This window comes from Nostoc sp. (assembly GCF_036917555.1).
GTDB lineage: Bacteria > Cyanobacteriota > Cyanobacteriia > Cyanobacteriales > Nostocaceae > Nostoc.
Map to the genome: position 1 here is coordinate 163,929 of NZ_JBALDD010000024.1, position 20,606 is coordinate 184,534.

19 protein-coding genes are annotated in these 20,606 nt (G+C 41.0%); 3 read left to right on the top strand and 16 right to left on the bottom strand.

The window, feature by feature from the left end:
- Positions 1 to 10: 10 nt before the first annotated feature.
- Together V7K60_RS12150 and V7K60_RS12155 are read left to right on the top strand one after the other, a co-directional pair.
- The gene (locus V7K60_RS12150; protein WP_334925789.1) at positions 11 to 1,084 is read left to right on the top strand and encodes an AAA family ATPase; all 1,074 of its coding nucleotides are present in this window, start codon (positions 11 to 13) and stop codon (positions 1,082 to 1,084) included.
- Positions 1,085 to 1,086: 2 nt separating this feature from the next.
- Positions 1,087 to 3,471 carry an ATP-binding protein gene (locus V7K60_RS12155; RefSeq protein WP_334925791.1) on the top strand — a complete coding sequence of 795 codons (2,385 nt, stop codon included), beginning with the start codon at positions 1,087 to 1,089 and terminating at the stop codon, positions 3,469 to 3,471.
- Between the two features lie 322 nt (positions 3,472 to 3,793).
- Here V7K60_RS12155 and V7K60_RS12160 read toward each other — a convergent pair whose 3' ends face one another.
- Positions 3,794 to 4,633, bottom strand: coding sequence for a M56 family metallopeptidase (locus V7K60_RS12160; RefSeq protein WP_334925829.1), 840 nt, complete (start codon positions 4,631 to 4,633; stop codon positions 3,794 to 3,796).
- Entirely contained in the window at positions 4,633 to 5,052 is a 420-nt protein-coding gene (locus tag V7K60_RS12165; RefSeq protein ID WP_229465396.1) for a BlaI/MecI/CopY family transcriptional regulator, read from the bottom strand. The genes V7K60_RS12160 and V7K60_RS12165 overlap by 1 nt, the downstream gene beginning before the upstream one ends.
- A gap of 320 nt (positions 5,053 to 5,372) precedes the next feature.
- Here V7K60_RS12165 and V7K60_RS12170 point away from each other — a divergent pair, with 320 nt between their 5' ends.
- Positions 5,373 to 6,113: a 2-phosphosulfolactate phosphatase family protein gene (locus V7K60_RS12170; protein ID WP_334925793.1), complete on the top strand. Its 741-nt coding sequence runs from the start codon at positions 5,373 to 5,375 to the stop codon at positions 6,111 to 6,113.
- Between the two features lie 51 nt (positions 6,114 to 6,164).
- Here V7K60_RS12170 and rfbD read toward each other — a convergent pair whose 3' ends face one another.
- From rfbD to V7K60_RS12240, 14 genes are all read right to left on the bottom strand, one after another.
- Positions 6,165 to 7,055 (bottom strand): dTDP-4-dehydrorhamnose reductase, encoded by an 891-nt coding sequence (gene rfbD / locus V7K60_RS12175; protein ID WP_334925795.1) that lies wholly within the window; start codon positions 7,053 to 7,055, stop codon positions 6,165 to 6,167.
- A 223-nt stretch (positions 7,056 to 7,278) separates the two neighbouring features.
- On the bottom strand, positions 7,279 to 7,824 hold the full coding sequence (gene rfbC / locus V7K60_RS12180) for a dTDP-4-dehydrorhamnose 3,5-epimerase (protein WP_334925797.1): 546 nt from the start codon (positions 7,822 to 7,824) through the stop codon (positions 7,279 to 7,281).
- Between the two features lie 119 nt (positions 7,825 to 7,943).
- Positions 7,944 to 9,020 (bottom strand): glucose-1-phosphate thymidylyltransferase, encoded by a 1,077-nt coding sequence (locus V7K60_RS12185; protein ID WP_334925799.1) that lies wholly within the window; start codon positions 9,018 to 9,020, stop codon positions 7,944 to 7,946.
- Between the two features lie 132 nt (positions 9,021 to 9,152).
- Complete coding sequence (locus V7K60_RS12190) at positions 9,153 to 10,223, bottom strand: glycosyltransferase family 4 protein (protein WP_334925801.1); 1,071 nt, start codon at positions 10,221 to 10,223, stop codon at positions 9,153 to 9,155.
- 36 nt (positions 10,224 to 10,259) lie between these two features.
- On the bottom strand, positions 10,260 to 11,159 hold the full coding sequence (locus tag V7K60_RS12195; protein WP_334925803.1) for a glycosyltransferase family 2 protein: 900 nt from the start codon (positions 11,157 to 11,159) through the stop codon (positions 10,260 to 10,262).
- On the bottom strand, positions 11,156 to 12,184 hold the full coding sequence (locus V7K60_RS12200; RefSeq protein WP_334925805.1) for a glycosyltransferase: 1,029 nt from the start codon (positions 12,182 to 12,184) through the stop codon (positions 11,156 to 11,158). The genes V7K60_RS12195 and V7K60_RS12200 overlap by 4 nt, the downstream gene beginning before the upstream one ends.
- A 74-nt stretch (positions 12,185 to 12,258) precedes the next feature.
- Positions 12,259 to 14,034, bottom strand: a complete 1,776-nt coding sequence (locus V7K60_RS12205; RefSeq protein ID WP_334925807.1) for a methyltransferase domain-containing protein — start codon at positions 14,032 to 14,034, stop codon at positions 12,259 to 12,261.
- A 62-nt stretch (positions 14,035 to 14,096) separates the two neighbouring features.
- Positions 14,097 to 14,909 (bottom strand): class I SAM-dependent methyltransferase, encoded by an 813-nt coding sequence (locus tag V7K60_RS12210; protein WP_334925809.1) that lies wholly within the window; start codon positions 14,907 to 14,909, stop codon positions 14,097 to 14,099.
- 122 nt (positions 14,910 to 15,031) lie between these two features.
- Positions 15,032 to 15,544 carry a KdsC family phosphatase gene (locus V7K60_RS12215; RefSeq protein ID WP_334925810.1) on the bottom strand — a complete coding sequence of 171 codons (513 nt, stop codon included), beginning with the start codon at positions 15,542 to 15,544 and terminating at the stop codon, positions 15,032 to 15,034.
- Positions 15,545 to 15,549: 5 nt separating this feature from the next.
- Positions 15,550 to 16,383: a 3-deoxy-8-phosphooctulonate synthase gene (gene kdsA, locus V7K60_RS12220; protein WP_334925812.1), complete on the bottom strand. Its 834-nt coding sequence runs from the start codon at positions 16,381 to 16,383 to the stop codon at positions 15,550 to 15,552.
- 11 nt (positions 16,384 to 16,394) lie between these two features.
- Positions 16,395 to 18,413 (bottom strand): acyltransferase family protein, encoded by a 2,019-nt coding sequence (locus tag V7K60_RS12225; protein ID WP_334925814.1) that lies wholly within the window; start codon positions 18,411 to 18,413, stop codon positions 16,395 to 16,397.
- Positions 18,414 to 18,502: 89 nt separating this feature from the next.
- Entirely contained in the window at positions 18,503 to 19,246 is a 744-nt protein-coding gene (kdsB, locus tag V7K60_RS12230) for a 3-deoxy-manno-octulosonate cytidylyltransferase (protein WP_334925816.1), read from the bottom strand.
- Positions 19,243 to 20,262, bottom strand: a complete 1,020-nt coding sequence (locus V7K60_RS12235) for a KpsF/GutQ family sugar-phosphate isomerase (protein ID WP_334925818.1) — start codon at positions 20,260 to 20,262, stop codon at positions 19,243 to 19,245. Before V7K60_RS12235 ends, kdsB begins: the two co-directional genes overlap by 4 nt.
- Before the next feature lie 10 nt (positions 20,263 to 20,272).
- Positions 20,273 to 20,606 (bottom strand): hypothetical protein (locus V7K60_RS12240; RefSeq protein WP_442944383.1); only part of this gene is annotated, 334 nt, incomplete at its 5' end.

Below are 20,606 nucleotides of genomic sequence, written 5' to 3' on the forward strand. Positions count from 1 at the left end.
AACGCTTTACATGACTTCTGGAGCGCTGCCTGACAATCCTTTTGTGGCTGCGGGAATGATTGAAGATCCCAGGCTGTTTGTTGGTCGTAAAGATGAGTTACACGCGATCGCATCTCGGATGAAGGGCGATCAGCCTACAAGTATAAATATAGTTGGTGAGAAGCACATTGGTAAATCTTCGTTGCTGCATTATTTCGTTCTGACTTGGCAGCAGCGAGGATTAGACGCGAACCGTTATGTGGTAATTTACCTACCGTTACGGGGTGTAGATTGCCAAACTGAAACGGGTTTCTATGAGGCTGTAGCTGAAGGTTTACTGAGTCACGTTCCAGGATGGCAACAACGCAGTCTGCAAAATTGTTGGAAGAGTAAACCGCTTAATCGTCAAGCATTTTCAGATGCGGTGAAGGAATGGAAACAGCAAGGAAAGCTACCCGTCCTCTGTCTGGATGATTTTGAAAGCCTTTTGAAATATCCCGATAAATTCGATAATGGATTTTATGACAATTTGCGATCGCTGATGGATAGCAACGCCTTGATGCTTGTGGTAGCTTCGCGTAAACAATTGGATGTTTATGCTAACGAGCATCGGTTTGTCTCTAGTTTTTTCAATATTGGTCACACTATTTATGTGAAAGAACTAACTACAGATGAGGCTATTGAATTGTCGCGCTTACCAACTAGGTCTACTAATGGTGCAGCTTTGAGTGTAGATGAACAGAGTCATGCCCAGCAATGGGGCGATCGTCATCCTTACAAGTTGCAATTGGCTGGTTACTATTTGTGGGAAGCACGTCAACAAGGCAAGCCAATCAAGTGGGCGAAACAGCAGTTTAAACAACAGCTTGAAGATCCTAAATCGAAACCAAAAGGAAAATGGTGGCAATCATTGCTGGGTTGGTTATGGGATATACCGTTGCGTCTGGGTCGTCTAGCCACATTCATTGGCACGAGTTGGGATGATGTTAAAAGCAGGATCACTGGAATGTTGATTCTGATGGTGATTGGTTTGGGTCTGGTGCGTGTACTTACCCTGCCTCAAGTACAGGAGTGGTTGGGAACAATTTTTAACTTTGTGAAATAGTTATGAGTAATATTCCCACAGCATCGGGCTTTTGGACTTATGTGGCTGAATGCGTGCGCCTGCTGTATTGGATTTACTTCAAGCCTTTTACCTTTAAACGTTGGCTGCGCGATATTCATCCAGAACTGAAGCCGACAGATAACCCCTTTGATAAACGGGCTGAGTTTGGTACTAACCCCCGCCTGCGTCGCTATGCTGGGCAAATTTGGTGGCTAACTGCTGTAATCCCAATGGTTGCCGTATTGCTGGTAGCACCAGTTTACACTCTGGTTAGTGGTGAGTCATTTAACTGGTTTATAAGCTTTGTTTTTTTGGTGGGCTGGTTTATAGGAAGGCTTCTAGACCGTGGTGGTAATAAAAATAGGCTAGTTATTTTCCTTGTTGCTGCTGTACTTACCTATTTTCTTGCAGCTAGATTTTTATTATCAGACGTGGCGTTCGGCATGGCGTTCGGCGTGGCGGGAGGCGTGGCGGGAGGCGTGGCGGCGGGAGGCGTGGTGTTCGGCGTGGCGGGAGGCGTGGCGGGAGGTGTGGCGTTCGGCGTGGCGTTCGGTGTGGTGGGAGGCGTGGCGTTAGGCGTGGCGTTCGGCGTGGCGTTCGGCAGCGTGGCGGGAGGCGTGGCGGGAGGTGTGGCGTTCGGCGTGGCGTTCGGCGTGGCGGGAGGCGTGGCGTTCGGCATGGCGGTAGGCGTGGCGTTTATTTTAGGTGTGCTGCGGGTTTACTTCTGGTTGCCAGAATTACTATGGATACTCACCCTGTTTTTATTGTCTCGCAATGGAAAGCGAGTAAATTGTTTGCGATATCTGCCTCCTCGCTTTGATGAATTGATTATTTTGCCTCTGCCTTTCATGGATGTGATGATTGTAGAGGCTTATCGAAAGAATCCAGATGTTGCCCGTGAGACTATAAATTATCTAATTACATCCACCAATCAGCAAAAAGTTGCAGCACAGGCAATTTCTAGTATTGCTGTAGATATTCTCAACCGTTGTCAGAGGTTGAGCGATATTGTAGAAATTGCCAACCAATTAGCGTGGATTCCCTCACCACCACCAAAGGAACTTGGCATTGTACTACCCCAATTTTTAGAAATCAGTCAGAATGTCCGGGCATCAGAGGAAGCAACTTCACCTTATCGTAAATATGAGTTACTGAACATTCCCATCAACGCATTACGCCAACTGGGGCAAAGTCTAGCTTTGACAAAAGATGCTCGCGTTGCTGTCTCTTTTGGCAACGCTGCACAAAGCTGGCTAACTATACTAGAGACGGCACAGCGCACTTTAAACGAACAGGCACAGCAATCAAAAGAGATTCGGCAAGTTTATATTGCTGGTAACTCGCTAGACCCCGAAACAGCAAAGAATCGTTTTAAAGGGCGAATTGATATATTTCGGGAAATTGAAACTTTGGTGCTTTCTGAGCAACCGCCAGTGCTGTTACTCTATGGAGGGCGGAGGACAGGGAAAACCTCAGCGCTGAAATATCTACCTTATAGAATTGGCTCAAATATTGTACCTTTGCTGGTAGATTTACAGGGTGCAGCATCAGCGACAACCTTAAAAGGATTGGCTCAAAATCTAGCTCAACAAATTATCGAAGCTGCACGGCGATTACCCCGCACAGTAAACTTGCCTTATCCAGATGCCAAGAAGCTAGCAGAAGATCCATTTCCGGCGCTGCAAACTTGGTTAACAGAAATAGAACACAGCAACCGCAGTCAGCGATTTCTCCTCTGTCTGGATGAATATGAACGCCTAGATGAAGTAGTGAAAGCAACAAGCAGCCGTGCGCCACTCAACTTTATTCGTAACCTGCTGCAACACCAACAGAACTGGATTGTAATTTTTAGTGGTTCACATGAGTTATCTGAACTTGACGATTACTGGAGTGACTATTTAATTAACACCCGTGCTTTGCGAATGACCTACCTGCAAGAGTCAGAAGCCCGCGATTTGATTTTACATCCAGTGGAGAACTTCACCAATATATATGAACCAACTGCTGTAGATGCAATTATCCAACTGACTCGCTGTCAGCCTTTTCTTGTTCAGTTGGTATGTTACGAGTTGGTCGAGTCGCTAAACAGCGATATTAGAAAAAACCAGGGAAATGCAGATACAGTAAAAGCCACTGCCCAAAATGTCGAAGAGATTATTCCTCAAGTGCTTGAGGTAGGCGTTCAGTATTTTCGGGAATTATGGACGAGTTTAGCAGATAGCGATCGCTCTCTCCTGCGCCGGATAATCCACGGGGAAACTCCCACGCAGCAAGACAAAGGCGTTGTCCGCAAACTAACGCGAAAAGAAATTTTGACTCCCGAAGGCAATACTTTTCAAGTGCCTTTAGTGCAAAAATATATAGAACAGTTGTTAGAAGAAGAATAAACGTAATTCGTAATTACCGCTTGTTAATTTGTTGTTATCGCAATTTTCGTTACAAACACTACGTTTTCATTACCAACGTCACGATTTTTGTTACAAACACGACGATTTTCGTTACAAACACTACGTTTTCATTACCAACGTCACGATTTTTGTTACAAACACGACGATTTTTGTTACAAACACTACGTTTTCATTACCAACGCTACGATTTTTGTTACAAACAAGATGATTTTTGTTACAAACACCGCGATTTTGTGACAAACATCATAATTCTCGTTACAAACGTCACGATTTCGTGCTGTAGTCGCTTGCTAAATTCAACTTAACTATGAAATATCACAGACAGTAGAGGCAGGAACGCCAACAAAAAGCCATGCCAGGATTGCAATTGAGTTTCTGAGGTTGCTTCTGGTGGTGCTAATAAAGCTTCTACTCTTTGTTCTAAGCGATCTGCACCAGAGGAACCTAATGCAGCACAGCAAATTTCCGATAAAACGGGGCCGCTACTAACTACTAATAAAAGTGATTCTGCTAACACCAGAGGGTCTACCTGCAATGCTGCATAACCGTCGGCACGGAGTTCGCGCAAAGCTAACAGTTCTTCCCACAAAGGCTCTGTATTCGGCAACCATGCAGTGCAGGAACGCACCCAACCCAGCCAGAAAAACCAGAATGTATCCCTGTAATAGTGATGCCCTTGCTCATGGGCTAAGACGCTTTCTAAATGAGCTGGTGAGAGAGTTTGCACTAATCCTTGGCTAACCACTAGTTCTGGTTGCCAAAAACCGATTTGACCGGCAAACAGCGCCCCCGTTTGCAGCAGTCTGGCTCGTCTATCGCCAACGTTCACTAAAGGGCAGTTACGGGCAGATTCTACAGACTGCCAACCTTGGAAGGCAAGTTTAATGCATGAAATGGCAAAAAATGCCAAATAAATTAATGCAAGTAAATAGCTAATTGAGCCTGTATACATTCCCCCCATTTGTCCTTGAGGCCCCATGAACAGCACAGCGATCGCAGTCATGAAAATTAGCAAGGGGGGGAAGAGAAACAAAAATAGCGATCGCTGCCACCGTAGATTCCAATTGCCTTGGCGTTGATTCCAAGAGGATCTTAACCACCAGGCAACTGCCAAAGCATTCAAAATCATTATTAGATGCATCATTTTTCCTCCCTGGCTTGGCGTGCAGATTGAATACGTTTGGCGATCGCTGCTATTTGCTCACTAGCTGCTTCATCTAGACTATCGGCAAAGGCAGCAACAACATCGGGATTCCCCACCGCTAGAAATCGCTGTAACTGCTCGTGAGCTTTAATAACATCTGATTGCTGCTTACTCAGTAACGGCCGCCAATAGAATGCCCGCTCCTTCTTGTCGCAGGCTAGCCAACCTTTATCAGTGAGGCGACGTAAGACGGTGGTGACAGAAGTATACGCTAATTCACGGTTGGGATCGGCGAGAATGCGATCGTGTACATCCTTGACTGTGGCTGAACCAAGTTCCCAAATGATATTTAAAATTTCCGCTTCTAACGGGCCTACAGATAGTTGTTTAGGGCGATAGTCGGGTAAAGGTGCCATAACGATTTTTGATTTGGGATGAGCGGAGTGGAGGTAAAAATTTTAGTTTCTATTTGGCAAGTTTAGTCAGGATGTGTAGTGGTGCTAACTTGAAATGCCAAATACAGCTTTAGAAAATCTGTTCTTGTTTTAGATTACAGGATAGTGCAGCAAATCTGAAAGTCTAAAAGGGCTTTTTAAGTATTTTTGTCTTGAATGGGTTAGATTGTGCATTTTGATGTTAAAAAATACTTTGGGAACAATTGTGATTATAGTTAGTGACACCAACTAGGTAGAATGTTATTTGCCGCAGTAGTATATAAAACAGGTGTATCCAGCCCGTGAAGTTATTCGTATACCACACTCCTGAATTGACTCCAACGGATAAAGCGCCAGAATGTGCGATCGCAGTCGATGTCTTGCGAGCCACTAGCACAATTGCGACAGTTTTGGCAGCTGGAGGCGAAGCTGTACAAGTATTCAGCGATTTAGATCAGTTAATTGAAGTTAGCGAAAAATGGCCTGCTGAAAAACGTCTACGGGCTGGAGAACGCGGTGGCGCGAAAGTAGCTGGCTTTGAGTTGGGTAACTCTCCCCTCGACTGCACACCAGAATTAGTCCAAGGGCGTCGCTTGTTTATCAGTACCACCAATGGCACCCGTGCTTTGCAACGGGTACAAGACTCCCCAAATCTATTAGCAGCAGCCTTGATTAACCGGGCGGCGGTGGTGCAATTTCTTTTAGAGAAGCAACCAGAGACTGTGTGGATTGTCGGTTCTGGTTGGGAAGGCAGTTTTTCTTTAGAGGATACAGTTTGTGCGGGTGCGATCGCTCATAGTATTTTGCAACAAACCCAGTTGTCACTTGAAGAACTCGCCGGGAATGATGAAGTAATTAGTGCGATCGCTCTTTATTCTCAGTGGCAAGATAACTTATTAGGATTACTTCACCAAGCTAGTCATGGCCAACGATTGTTACGCCTTGACTGTTTAGATGATTTAAAATATTGTTCCCAAACTGATATTTTAGATGTCTTGCCCATACAACGTGAAACGGGAGTATTAAAAAGTCAAAAGAAATAGGGAATGGGAGTGGGGAATAGGGAAGTAACTTAATCAACAATGCCTTATACCCTATGCCCAATGCCCAATTTTCAAATCTGTGACCATTTGCGCAAGTCTTTGTCTCCAATGGGGGGGATAAGTCCCTAAAATTGCGGAAATTTTTCCATAAGCAAGGACGGAATAAGCAGGGCGACGGGCTGGCGTGGGATATTCAGCAGTTGTAATGGGGACAATACGATCAACTTTTAAAGGGAAGCCTAGCTGTTGTGCTTCTTCAAAAATGGCAACGGCAAAGTCATACCAGCTAGCAACGCCGCTATTAGTGTAGTGATAAGTACCGCTAATTTCTGAGGTTAACTGGGGAATCATCTGGGATATAACTGCTGCTATATCTTGTGCCCAAGTCGGGCTACCAATTTGATCAGCGACAATACGGAGTTCTTGGCGTTCTGCACCTAGTCGCAGCATGGTTTTGACAAAATTACTTTTGCCAAAGGTTCCATAAACCCAAGCAGTGCGGAGGATGAGGTGATGGGCGGAAGTTTCCCGAATTGCTTCTTCTCCAGCAAGTTTGGTTTTACCATAAACACTCAAGGGATTAGTTGTGTGGGTTTCTTGGTAAGGGCTACAGCCATTGCCATCAAAAACGTAATCAGTTGAAATATGAATTAGAAAAGCTCCTAATTTTTGGCTTTCTTGGGCAATAATTAGGGGTGCAGTAGCATTAATAGCGGTAGCAAGTTCGGGTTCACTTTCGGCTTTATCTACAGCAGTATAAGCGGCGGCATTAATGATGATTTGCGGCTGCTTGGATCTGATAACTTTGCGGAGGGTATCGGGTTGAGCAAGGTCTACTGTTGGGCGTGCTACTGAGATAATATCGCCATAAGATGAGAGTATTTGTTGTAGTTCCTTACCCACTTGACCGTTGTTACCAATCAGCAAAATTGATTTAGTCATTTGTCATTTATCATTTGTCACTTGTACTGAGCGTTCGCGTAGCGTCTCGTAGAGAAGCCGAAGTATTTGTCATTTGTCCAAGAGAAGCCACGCTCACTTTTCAACGTGGTTTGAATTAGTCCGATGAAAGACAGAGTTTTTACGCCCACCAGAAAAGTAAGCTTAGGGTATCACAAGAGACGGGGTATGTACCAATGACCAATGACCAATGACCAATGACTACTTAATCAAATACTTCAGCAGTTCTCAAAAATTTACCAGCTTGGTCTTTAGCTGATAAAATCAGTGGCCCACTCAGGGGCCAATCTATCGCTAAATCTGGATCGTTCCATAGAATTGTGCGATCGCTTTGGGGCACGTAGTAATCTGTAGTTTTATAGAGAACTTCGGCTATTTCTGAAAGCGCAAGAAAGCCGTGAGCAAAGCCTGGTGGTATCCACAGTAGGCGTTTGTTTTTAGCACTGAGTTCATAACCCACCCACTTCCCAAAAGTAGCCGAGCTTTTTCTAATGTCTACGGCTACGTCAAAAATAGTCCCGACAATAGCCCGGACAAGTTTACCTTGGGGTTGTTGGATTTGATAGTGCAATCCACGCAGGACGTTTTGTTTTGAGCAAGAATGGTTATCTTGCACAAAGTTTGTCACAATACCCGTTTGTTGAGCAAATTTTTGGTGGTTGTAGGCTTCAAAAAAGAAACCGCGATCGTCTGCAAATACTTGGGGTTCAATTTGTAGAACTTCAGAAATTTTGGTATGTACAATACTCATTAATATTATTTATAGGATGTGCCGCAGTCTTCTGATTGTTAAATGAATTTAGCATCTATAATTTTACAGGTACTGTGTTCCAACTTTAACGATGGCTTGTCCTATTTTTAATAAGTGAATCAGGTTAATTCAATTTGACAGTCATCGCCAATCAAAAATCGCAAGGCTTTGGGGCGACGGGGTGCAATACTCAATTGTGCCCTTTGTCCAATCACGCTATCAATAATGCGCTGATGAATTCCGGCGATTTTAGCACCTTCTAAAATCACACTGTGTTCTAAATCAGTATCAATTAGTGTGGCATTATTAGCAATGCTACTATAAGGGCCAATAAAGCAGTTTTCTAAATGGCAATTGTTACCAATGATTACTGGCCCCCGAATTGTACAGTTAATTACTTTAGATTTTGCACCGATTTGAACTCGCCCAATAATCTGACTTTGGGCATCAACTTCACCAATAACTGATGCTGTTAAATAGGTGTCGAGAATTAATCGGTTAGCTTCTAATAAGTCATCTTTTTTACCAGTATCTAACCACCAGCCTTGGAGATTGTGGGCTACAACCTGCTTTTGCTGATTAATGAGGTATTGAATAGCATCAGTGATTTCTAACTCGCCTCTGGTGGAAGGTTGGATATTTGCGATCGCATCATAAATGAGGTGAGAAAAGAAATAAACCCCTACCAATGCCAGATTTGAAGGGGGAACTTTGGGTTTCTCAATTAACTGTAATACCCGTCCTGTTTCATCAACCTCAGCCACACCAAAGGCGCTAGGATTGGCAACCGAACGCAAGAGAATCAGGGCATCTGGCTGTTGCTGGCTAAATTGTTGCAGAAAGTAACGTAACTCACCTAGTTGAATCAGGTTATCACCCAAGTACATGACAAAGGGAGAATCACCTAAAAAGGGACGGGCGATTTGAACGGCGTGAGCAAGTCCAAGTGGCTGGTCTTGTACGATGTAGGTGATATTTGCTTTAAAGCATTCTCCATTTCCGGTTTTTCCTTGGACTTCTGTCCCAGTTTCCGGGCTGATGATGATGCCAATATCGGTAATACCAGTAGCGACCATTTCTTCAATGCCATACCATAAAACAGGTTTATTAGCAACTGGTACAAGTTGTTTTGCGCCGCTATAGGTGAGGGGACGTAAGCGTGTACCTTTACCACCAGAGAGAATTAGTGCTTTCATAAGGATTTATCATAGGGCATTGGGTATTGGGCACTTGTACTGAGCGTAGTCGAAGTATGGGGCATTGGTTATTCTCCTCTGCCCTCTGCCCCTTCATCTCACTCACTACCTACCTTACTCAACGGTATTATTCTACACGTAGCGGGATAACACTTCGGCGGTTGCTTTTCCAGTTTTTTCCCAACTGAATTGTTGAGAGTGAGTAAGTCCTTGGCTAGAAAGGCGCGATCGCAACCCCAAATCAGTTGCAACAGCCTGCATTGCCTCTGTAATTTCTCCTGTATTGTAGGGATTGATCAGAATCGCTGCATCGCCAGCCACTTCTGGTAGGGAGGAAAGATTGGAAGTAATGACAGGAGTACCGCAAGCCATCGCTTCAAGGACAGGTAAACCAAAGCCTTCCCATAGACTTGGGAAAACAAGAGCGATCGCTTGATTGATGATTTTTGGTAATTCGCTGTCAGGAATATAGTCGAGGAATTTGACTTGGTTAGTGATGCTGAGTTGGGCAACTTGGGCTATTAAAGTTGGGGTGTAACGGCGATCGCTTGGCCCTGCTAACCAAAGTTCGTAATCTTTGCAGTTAGATAATCCGGCAAAAGCGGTAATTAAACGTTCAAGATTTTTGTGAGGATTATGCCGTCCTAAATAAAGAAAATAATTTTGTGTTGCAAAATCCAAGCATAAAAAATTTTTTACATCATACGCTAGTGGAATTGCAGTTATTTTGTCTTCGCAAACTCCTAAAAACTTGCTTAAATCTTCAGCCGTTGCCATTGAATTACAAATAACGTGTTTTGATTGTTGGATTACAGCACGAATATAATAACTACAATAAAGCCGCTGTGTTAGAGAAAACCATTGTGGAAATCTTAAAGGGATTAAATCATGAACAGTAACGACATAAGAACAAGAAGAAAGTAAAGGAGCCTCTGGAATAGGAGAAAACAGTAATGTAGACTTCATCTGTCGATAGATATTTGGCAGTTGAAATTGCGTCCATAGCAAGCGCTTTAAATGCCCTTTCATGCCAAAGTCTGTCGTCATATCTGATGGCGAATGATGACATTTAATCCCAGAAATGTTTCTTGGACTTAATACGTCGATATCTAAATATTTTAGTTCTTTTAATAAATTCAAACTATAACTTAACCAACCTGTAGGTTGAGTTGGAGCAAAAGACAAATTTGCTAAAATAGGCATAATAAAATTTTTATATTATTAATTATACAAAGATACTTAAACCGCAGATTTTTTAACAGTAAATAACAAAATAATAATTTTTAGGCTGTTAGGATTAGCTGTAGTTATAAATTCACCAAGAAATTTATAAAAAAGATATACACGTAATAAAATTTGTTCCCAGTCAGGTCGATGCTTTTGATAATAGTAAATCTGGCTACGTCTATATTCTATAGCCATTGTATTTGCAGATTTTTCAATTGAGTGTCCTTGCAAATGAATCAAAGATACATGAGGCGTGTAGATAATTTTATATCCTTGATACTGCACTCTTTGACATAAATCAGATTCTTCAAAATACATGAAAAAATTTTCATCAAATCCACCTAATTTATAAAATAAACTTGAGCGAATAAAAAAAGCTGCACCTACAATAATATCGACTTCTTGAATTTCTTTGAATTTCTGCTCAATCAAATTTTGCTGAGAGATATTTAGATAAGATTGGTGCATCTTACGAGCTTGATATTCACCTTTAATTCCTAAAGCTGGCGAAACAGAAATTTGTAAACTACCATCTGGATTCAGCAATTTGGGCCCAATGATTGCAACTTTTGGGTCTGCTTGCATCAACTCAATTAGATGCGGTAGAATATTACTAGTAAGTACAGTATCAGTATTTAATAAAAATAAAAATTCTCCCCGAGCAAATTTTGCACCAGCATTATTTCCTACTCCAAAGCCGCGATTTTTGGCTTGTTTAAATAGATTAACTTTGGGAAAGTTTTCTGCAATTAATTCAACACTACTATCACTAGAGGCGTTATCTACAACAATAATTTCATAGTTAGGTATATCAATAAATTTTTCTATAGAGTTTAAGCAATCTGGTAAAACTTCTGCCCCATTATAATTAACTAAAATAATGGATACTGAGATAGGTTGCTGCTGGTTCATTTGTTTTGGATATTGCTCTTAGTTGCTTGAAATATGGATAGCATCTTGAAGATATAATTTTGAACTCGTTGAATATCAAATAAAATTTTAAAAATAAAAATTCGTAATGCTATGCCTTCAGAATGATATCCTGCTTTCAAACTTTGGTAACAAAGCTTAAGAATACCTAAACCAAAATCTAAGCGGCGATCGTCAAAAGGATTAGACCAGCTTGAGTTTAATTGTTGGTAAAATCTAGCTTGAAATACTTTACTCAAGTTACTATGAATTAAATAGCTTTTACCTGCAATGCGATATTTTTTCCGGAACCACAGCATCAGTTCAGTATAAAAATTACCAGCATTTTGCATTGCTCCTACTGTATTGGAAGTATGGAGCCTATAGCGGACTAATGGTTGGCGAATATGTCCAATTTTACCTTTTTGAATTGCAACCAATGCTATCCACCAGTCGTGATGCCAACCAATTTCATTTTGTTGGGGAAAGGGTAGAATATCGGTAATGAGAGAACTACAAAATAATAACGAACACCCGGTGACGACGTTCCGAAGTAGCAATAATTCCACTGTAGCTTTTTCAGGTTGGCGTCCTTCAAAATCCCAAGTAGAATGATTGATAGTTTGATCGTGACTGTCGATAAGTTCTAAATCAGAATGGGCTAATAGTGTTTGTTCTGAGCGTAATTTTGTGATCAATACTTTTAGCTTTTGTGCTTGCCAAATATCATCTTGATCGGAAAAGGCGATCGCTGTAATTTTAGGGTCTTGAATACAGTATTGTAAACCCCTTTCAAAATTATAGTAATGTTTAATATTATGGCTGTGAAAATGACAAATAAACCGTGAATCATTTTCGACAACTTTTTGAATTGCAGTTTGATATTCAGGTTGGGAGCAGTCATCAGCAATATGACAAACCCAATTGAGCCAAGTCTGATTTTGAATTGACTGGATCTGTTTCTGGAAATATTCCAGATCGGGATTATAGGTTGCTAAAACAATACCAATTTTTTCTGGAATCGGCATTTTAGTTTAATGATATTTGTTAACCTGAAAATATTTACTGCAAAGTGAGATGGAAATTATCTCTTAACTACATTCTATTTAGCTTTTACAGCTACTACCACGTCTTGTCCGTGGCGTGGTTTAGAGGCAGTTTGTATACCTGACCAACTACCAAAATAAATAGGTTCCTGAATTTTGAAACCCATTTGAGAATATTGATTACGGATGAATTCTTCATCATACCCTACTGTATCTTCAGGATCGTCTGGTTTCTGAATATAGCAGTGAGTCTGTGGACTGTTTGGAAAATCAAATCTGGCATTACCTGCCTTGATAGACTCGCTGACTGCTTCATTTATCAAAAAGTAAGTAATTAGACAACGACCACCAGGTTTTAGTACTCTCACTACTTCTTGCAAGTAGTTAGATAAATCTTTTGGTAGTAGGTGCGTGAATACTGAAGTCAGAAATACAAAGTCAAAAGTACAGTCTTTGTAGGGAAACTTAAATTCATCAGCGTAAATCTTGCCAATCGGATTGTAATGATCGTTTTTAATATTTACTAGCTGAAACCGACTTTGAGACCACCGTGGTTCTATTTCCTGCTGACACCAAGCGATATCGTCAGGCTTAATATCAAATCCTTCATAACGACCTTTTGCATTAAGATAGCGTGCTAGGGCTAGAGCCATACGACCAGGACCACACCCAACATCTAGTACATTTTCATCTTGTTTCAGGTCTGCAAAAAGTTTAAATGTTTCCACCCACCGATGTCCTATATCAGAAAATTGTTTCCCCCCATGTCCTTTTGTTAAATTCAACGGTGGTTCCAGCGTGTATAATTCTTGCAATTTATTCAAGGTTAAGCTTTTGTTTATTTGTTCGGTCAAAGGTTCTTTGTCTTGGTTTTTGACGATGTTTGGACGACTTGCTCTCCAAATGTATTGAGCTAGTCCGTAAACTTTACGTGCCAAGAGTTCTAAGAAATTAGGCGATTTAGTATCTTCCTTCACATTTTTTTTGATCATCTTTTTTTTACACAAATGGGGAGGAATGAATTCTAGGCTATCTTGAGTAATTATTGCTGGAGGTAGTTCACGCGGATCAATAATTTCATGTTCTAATTGATAAATTAGGGAAGGTCTGATCCATCCTCTAATAAATTCTTCTCTAAGGAATTGTTCACTAATGAAGCCTTCTTTAATTGCATTAAATAGTTCCTGACACCACAACCATCCTAGAGGATTTTCTGTGGTTAGCCACGGTTGAGATGCCATATCAGTGTAATGAGTTAAAGCTGTTTTACCTTCCGTATATCGCTCCAAATCATTCCACTCAGTTGGTATTACAGGCGCAATTTTGGTAGCTGGAGCCATTTCCAACACAAATTGCTTGTAAGTCCATTTTCCCCGTTCTAAATCTCGCACTAAGTCTACAACATCCCACTTCAGTTGCTCACAATTAATTACCATGACACTGAATTGAGGCGGCCTCCCAGAGTTTTCTGGTTCATAAACAGAAAGTAAGTCTGCTCCATTAAATGGTAGTAACCACAACTCCTTAATATCTCGAAATACTTGCATATCAGAGTCAAGATAAATGGCTCTACCGCGATAGTTTTTGAGAGCAGGGATTGCAAATCTTTGGAAGCTAAATGGAGTTCGCGGTTTGATTTTCGGGTCTTGAGGTTCAGGAATATGTATTCCCGCCTTGCGTACTGCTGCGAATAGAGGCGTAACTTCAACGGGCATTGAGGTATATTTTCTGATAGAGTACTCTAGAACTTTGACAGCTAACATCTGCTCTTCTTGAGTTCCAACAAATATTTGTATGGGAATTTCAACAGCAAAATCTTTTTTCTCTACCATACTTTAACCTCAGATTCACTAACTATTAGATTTAACCAATTAATTGGTTAAATTAATCTTGATTAGTTGTTTTTAGCCATCAATAAAACACGTGGGCCATTACGCTCATCTCTATGTTCCACTATATCCACTTGTGCAAAACCTACTTCCTTTAAAATTGAGACTATATCATCTAATTTCAGCCATTTTGATGATTCATACATACCGGAAAATACATCTGTATATCCTTTTTCTCGGTATTTTTTATAAGAATATGTCTTGCCATTTACTTCGTATGTTTCTTTAGCATCTTGCTCAAGAGAGTAATGAGTATCTAACATTATTCCTAGTCGAATATACTTTTTTAAATCAAGTAAATGTTGAACTGGATTTTTTAAGTGATAAAGAACACCAACATGATGGATAACATCAGCAGACAGTAAATCCCAATATTTGGTTAAGTCTTCTTCTATATTTAACTTAAAAACAGTCGGAGAAAAACCAAATAAAGAGGAACGAACAATTGTTTTTACAACATTTTCAATTCGAGAATCAAATGCTGTAACCTGCTTGGCGTATTGTGAAATGGCTATTGTATGAATACCTTCAAAGCAACCAATTTCCAGAACATGCTTGTCTGTTAAATTAAAATATTCATTCATTAACAATATTCTTTTGTCAGGAATAATTTGTGGTGTATTTCTTTTGCCACGCCAAGCTAGGTTTCCAAATCTTCTACCATTGCTATCAACTACAAAACAGTTCCATTTCAATATATTGTTTAATTCCTGTAAATCATCATCACTTAAAAAATCTATGAATTTAATTTCATTTCTATGTTCATTAAAACCACTGAATGGTAATTCATTGTCGTTTTCGGTAATTTTAGGTTCCATTGATGTTTCTTTATTGATTTGTGAATAGCGTGATTGAAACCAATAAGTTAATTTTTGAACGAGCGATCGCATATTCTTAGAAGTGCTCCTTATTGTATTTTTCCTGTTGTCATACTAAAAAATTAGACTGTTTTGTGGATAGAAAGGAAGCGATCGCATATTTCTCTGACTGCTCCTTTTCCGCCAGCTAGTTCTGTAACATATATTGCAGATGATTTATTGATAGACATGGCATCAGCCACTGTCAAAGGACAGCCTACTGCTTGGAGTACGGGAATATCATTAAGATCGTCTCCCATATATGCAACTTGTTCTAGGGTGATATTTAACTTTTGGCACAGATTTTCAAGGACATTTAATTTATTCTCTACGCCGATAAAAGTATAATTAATCCCTAACTTTTTAGCACGATGATTTACTGATGTTGATGTACTAGCAGTGATAATTGCTATATTTATTCCTCCTTGCATCAATAATTTCATTCCCAGACCATCTTTAACGTTAAATTTCTTGAACTCTTCACCACTATCGGTATAGTAAAGACCACCATCTGTCAGCACACCATCAACATCTAGGGCTAAAAGTTTCACTTGGGATAAACGCGATCGCAACTCAAATTCAGATATTTTGATCATCGCAACTAAGCAGGAGTAGCAACTGCCAAACTATTATGGATATGCAAAACTGGTTTTAAAACCTCTTCCAACTGAGCAAGGGGAATCATATTTGGCCCATCGCTGAGTGCTGCATCAGGATTTTCGTGAATTTCCATAAATAGTGCATCGATACCAACAGCCGCAGCTGCTCTGGCAAGATAGGGGACAAATTCCCGCTGACCGCCAGATTTATCACCCTGTCCCCCAGGCATTTGCACGCTGTGGGTAGCATCAAACACAACTGGATAACCTAGTTGCCGCATTTGTGGTAAAGAGCGAAAATCAACAACCAGGGTATTGTACCCAAAAGTGGTTCCCCGTTCTGTTAAAAGAATGTTTTTAGCTCCGGCTAGCTCTAGCTTTGCCACTACAGACTTCATATCCCAAGGTGCAAGAAATTGACCTTTTTTGACGTTGACGACTCTACCTGTAGCAGCGGCGGCTATGAGCAGATCGGTTTGCCGACAAAGGAAAGCCGGAATTTGCAGAACATCAACTACTTCTGCAACGATCGCAGCTTGTTGGCTTTCATGAATATCTGTTAAGACAGGTACGCCAATTTCTTTTTTAACTCTTTGAAGAATTTCTAGTCCAGCTTCTAAGTCTTGACCCCGGAAGGAATTAATGGAGGTACGATTGGCTTTATCAAAAGAGGACTTAAAAATAAATGTGATACCGAGGCGATCGCAAACCTGGCGAATTTTTTCAGCCATCATTAAGGTAAAGTCTTGTGACTCAATAACGCAAGGCCCACCAATCAAAGTTAGAGGCGAACCCTCACCAATAAATAGATTTTCTGTAATTTGAGTTTTAATCATCGGATGACGCCTTATTTTAGCAACTGGTTTTCACGAAGGAAAGCGAGAATATCTTTTTTTAGGTAAATAGCACCTTTTCTGGTCAGATGCTCTTCATCCCTGTAGTATTCAATATATTTATTTGGATCAGACGCAAGCAAACTATATATAGGTGTATAGATGTCTAGAAACGCTGCTCTATCTTTGAAACGACTATGGTTCGTGATGGTTTTTGAGATGCTACGCCTGTATGCATTGTTGCTAGAAATAAATTCAGAGTTGCAGTTATTATTTAATTTGGCAAACCAGTATACGCAGACATTGGGATTTCTTGAAATAACGGGAATGTCTGAAACTAAAGACAGTTTGCGGCCTTTACTTCTTAGTTTATCGCTAAGTTCAGATATTTCCCGAAGATAATGATTGAAGGATGTTGTTCCATCCTGAAATTTATAACCACCACTTGGATCTATTAAAGATTCCCCTGGGTTCCAATAGTGAAAAGCGTTGCTCAAGACGAGGAGATCACCTGCTTTGCTGTTTTCTAGGAAGTATGAGATGTATTGTTTAAAAACTTTTGCACAATATCCTTTTTCTGTTTCTAGAGAATACGATGCCACTTGGGATGAGGGACATCCTGATGCCACAAAAAGATTGGCCGGAAGAAATCGTTCTTTTGAGATTAAACTGACAACTGGCGAGAGCTGCTCTGCGTAGGAGTCTCCATACCAAAACAGTTGATTTTTTAGCTTTTCTGATCCCACTTCTTTTGTAATGTTGCATTTGTCAAAGATTTCTCTCTCAATTTTTTTGGTTGACTCACGACTTGTGAGGCAATCCGCTTGATTCCACAAAACTCTTTCAGAAAAAATGACGTTATAATCTCTTGACAAGAAGTTTTGCTTGTCTGAAAATAGATTTTCATATAAACCCCCAGATATGCCTGTAAGGACTGCTGCCGCAAGAGCAGAGGCCCCCATCCCATATCCAATGGATTGCCACCGAGACTTATCAGCACGACGTAGAGGTGTCTCCACATACCGATAAGAAGCAACCGCCAGCAGCAGCATCAAGGCGATCTGGAAGGGCACAGACCACCAGTGAATGCCAATCGTCCAACGACTGAGCGAAAGCACACCCCAGTGCCACAGATAGAGTGAGTACGAAATCAGACCGATGTAAACTACTCTTTGGTGAGTGAAGAGTTCATAACCAGCAGTTCCCGCACGAAGACAAGTAATCAGAACCGCAGTCAGCACAACAATAGCAATCGTTGCTTGGACGGCGAACTTGAGTGGAATAAAGAAAACTACAATAACAGCAGCAGTAACTACCAACGGCGGGATGCTCTGAAGGCCATGAAGAAACCTGTTAGCATACTTCAGACCGAGAAATAACAAGCAACCAGTACCCAGTTCCCAAAAACGGGTGGGCATTAAAAAGTAAGCAGCAGGTTGATTGGTTTGATAGAGGTGGGCAAAAGCAATTAGCGATGCAATCGATAGTGCTGCTGTTACCCAGAAAAGATTTCTTACCCCTTTGGTGGTGAGACGACTAAACCCTGTGAACCAAACCAAAAATGGGAACAAGAAATAAAACTGTTCCTCGACCCCTAGAGACCAGGTATGAGTGAAAACATTCAGTTCTGTGGAAGCAGCAAAGTAATCAGTAGAGTGTTGCAGCAGATAAAGATTGGAAAGACCAAATAAAGATTTGATACCAGTCTCTAGAGAGACACTTGGACTGGGATTGAACATGCAGATAAGAACACTGTTGCTGACAACGAACAGCACTAACGCTGGCGCTAGTCGTTTGATGCGCCGACTGTAGAACCCCAGCAGGAAATCTCCAAAGTTCTTGCTGGGACGACCTGCCAACGACGAAGTGATAACAAAACCAGAAATGACAAAGAATATGTCTACGCCCAAATAGCCGCCAGGAAGTAGATCCTTGTTGAAGTGGTTGATGATGACAGCAACCAACGCCAACGCCCTTAGCCCATCAATATCGGGTCTGTAGCAGGACTTGGGGTATGCACTAGTTTCTTTCATATCACACTTGAATAATCTTAAAAGTGCTATTTCTGGGAAAAATCTTCAGACACTAGGCTGACCAACTACAGTAATTTGAGTTTTCATCATCAAATGATGCCTTGGGCAATCAAAGATTGAGCCTCAATTAGGTCTTCAGGCGTGTTGATTTCCAAAGTTGCGACTTGGGTGTGACAGACTTGGATCGAGTAGCCGTGTTCCAAAACCCGCAATTGTTCCAAGGCTTCACACTCTTCTAAGGGAGTAGGTGTGAGTTTGGCATATTCCGCCAGGAAATCGCGCCTAAAGGCATACAAACCAAGATGATGAAATACTGGTGCTGGAACAGAATTGCGAAAATAAGGAATAGGGGAACGAGAAAAGTATATAGCGCGGTTGTGGCGATCGCATAGCACTTTGACAACATTTGCATCGGCATAACCTGTTTGGTAATCCAAAGGACAGGCTAAGGTTGTCATATCTGGTAGTGCTTTGTCCGGGTTCAAGTAGGGTGCGACCAGCTGCGTCAGCATTTCTGGTCTGACAAATGGTTGGTCTCCTTGGACATTGGTGACTGCTAAGGCTTGGGGATAGCGTGTAGCTACTTCTGCGACTCGATCTGTACCTGAGAGATGGGTGCTGCTAGTCATTTCGACCACACCGCCAAATTTCTCGACGCATTGAGCCACCAATTCGCTATCAGTAGCTACAACTACTTGGCTAAATGAGGGACACTGTTTAGCAGCTTCGTAAACCCACTGTACCATTGGGCGATCGCCAATCATCACTAAAGGCTTACCGGGAAAGCGTTGAGAATCATAGCGAGCTGGAATAACGGCAAGAATATTAATCACAAACCACTCCTCACAATATCATGGAGTCTAATTAATCCAAGACAGATTCCCTGTTTATCTACTACCGGCATTACAGAAATTTGAGAGGGACGATTTTCCATCAATTGCAAAGCATCATAAGCCAAATAGTCTGGGGAAACTGTAATCGGATTCTGGGTCATAATTGCATCACTAACAATACTTTCCAATTTAGTTGGGTCTATTTTTTGGAAAGTTCTTCGCAGGTCACCATCAGTAATAATTCCTAGCAACTGACCTAAATTATCTACAACGTTGACCGCACCCAGACCACCTTGACTGATAGCGGTAATCACTTCTAACCATGTAGCTGTGGGTGAAATTGTGGGATTTTCAAAACCACTGTGCATGATGTCAGAGACTCTCAAGGTCAGGCGTTTTCCTAGTCGTCCTGCGGGGTGATTTAGCGCAAAGTCTTCTGGCGTTAATTCTTTAACGTGCATTAACGTCATAGCGATCGCGTCTCCAATAGCTAAAGCTACGGTAGTGCTTGTTGTCGGTGCAAGGTTCAGCGGACAAGCTTCTTTCTCAACAGAAGCATCAAGAACAACATCAGCATTCCGCGCCAAACTAGAGGACAAGTTGCCAACAATAGCAATAATGGGCACTTGTCGCTGTTTTAAGTAAGGCATAATCTCTACTAGTTCGTCTGTCTCACCACTATTGCTCATGAGAATAGCCACATCGTTAGAGGTAACAATCCCCAAATCACCGTGTAGAGCATCAGCAGGGTGAAGATAAACAGCGACTGTACCTGTACTAGTAAGAGTTGCAGCTATTTTGCGGGCAATCAAACCCGACTTACCCACGCCAACCAAAATGACTTTCCCCTTGCAGACAGACAATAGCTGGATTGCCAATCCTACTTGCTGGGGCTGGAGTCTGTTTGCTGTTTGGGCGATCGCCTCAGCTTCCAATTTAAGAAATTCAATAACCTGTTGGAAATAATTTTTTAGTTCTGCTACATAAATCTGCGATATTTTATACTTTTTTTGCATATTCTCCAGCCTATTTATTATTTATAAATAATTGTTTAAATTTTAAATATTGTTCTCTCAGTTTCCAAAAATTTGATTTTTTTATTTCTGCCATATCATTTTTTAGTTCCTGAACATTTTGTTGTAAATTTGCATTGTCATCTTTTATTTCCTGAATCTTTTGTTGCAAATTATCATTTAGTTTCTCAATATTTTGTTGCAAATTATTATTTAATTCCTCTATATATTTCTTCAAATTTTCATTTAGTCCCTGAATATTTTTTTCTAAGTTTTCATTTAGTCCCTGAATATTTTTTTCCAAATTCTCATTATCACTTTTTAATTCCTGAATATTTTTTTCTAAG

Bases quoted from the DNA above. Each gene is read 5' to 3' on its own strand.
- V7K60_RS12200 (WP_334925805.1), bottom strand. From the start codon at position 12,184: ATGCCGATTCCAGAAAAAATTGGTATTGTTTTAGCAACCTATAATCCC.
- V7K60_RS12150 (WP_334925789.1), top strand. From the start codon at position 11: ATGACTTCTGGAGCGCTGCCTGACAATCCTTTTGTGGCTGCGGGAATG.
- V7K60_RS12235 (WP_334925818.1), bottom strand. From the start codon at position 20,262: ATGCAAAAAAAGTATAAAATATCGCAGATTTATGTAGCAGAACTAAAA.
- V7K60_RS12165 (WP_229465396.1), bottom strand. From the start codon at position 5,052: ATGGCACCTTTACCCGACTATCGCCCTAAACAACTATCTGTAGGCCCG.
- V7K60_RS12185 (WP_334925799.1), bottom strand. From the start codon at position 9,020: ATGAAAGCACTAATTCTCTCTGGTGGTAAAGGTACACGCTTACGTCCC.
- rfbC (WP_334925797.1), bottom strand. From the start codon at position 7,824: ATGAGTATTGTACATACCAAAATTTCTGAAGTTCTACAAATTGAACCC.
- V7K60_RS12160 (WP_334925829.1), bottom strand. From the start codon at position 4,633: ATGCATCTAATAATGATTTTGAATGCTTTGGCAGTTGCCTGGTGGTTA.
- V7K60_RS12190 (WP_334925801.1), bottom strand. From the start codon at position 10,223: ATGCCTATTTTAGCAAATTTGTCTTTTGCTCCAACTCAACCTACAGGT.
- V7K60_RS12195 (WP_334925803.1), bottom strand. From the start codon at position 11,159: ATGAACCAGCAGCAACCTATCTCAGTATCCATTATTTTAGTTAATTAT.
- V7K60_RS12210 (WP_334925809.1), bottom strand. From the start codon at position 14,909: ATGGAACCTAAAATTACCGAAAACGACAATGAATTACCATTCAGTGGT.
- kdsA (WP_334925812.1), bottom strand. From the start codon at position 16,383: ATGATTAAAACTCAAATTACAGAAAATCTATTTATTGGTGAGGGTTCG.
- V7K60_RS12215 (WP_334925810.1), bottom strand. From the start codon at position 15,544: ATGATCAAAATATCTGAATTTGAGTTGCGATCGCGTTTATCCCAAGTG.
- V7K60_RS12155 (WP_334925791.1), top strand. From the start codon at position 1,087: ATGAGTAATATTCCCACAGCATCGGGCTTTTGGACTTATGTGGCTGAA.
- rfbD (WP_334925795.1), bottom strand. From the start codon at position 7,055: ATGACTAAATCAATTTTGCTGATTGGTAACAACGGTCAAGTGGGTAAG.
- V7K60_RS12205 (WP_334925807.1), bottom strand. From the start codon at position 14,034: ATGGTAGAGAAAAAAGATTTTGCTGTTGAAATTCCCATACAAATATTT.
- V7K60_RS12225 (WP_334925814.1), bottom strand. From the start codon at position 18,413: ATGAAAGAAACTAGTGCATACCCCAAGTCCTGCTACAGACCCGATATT.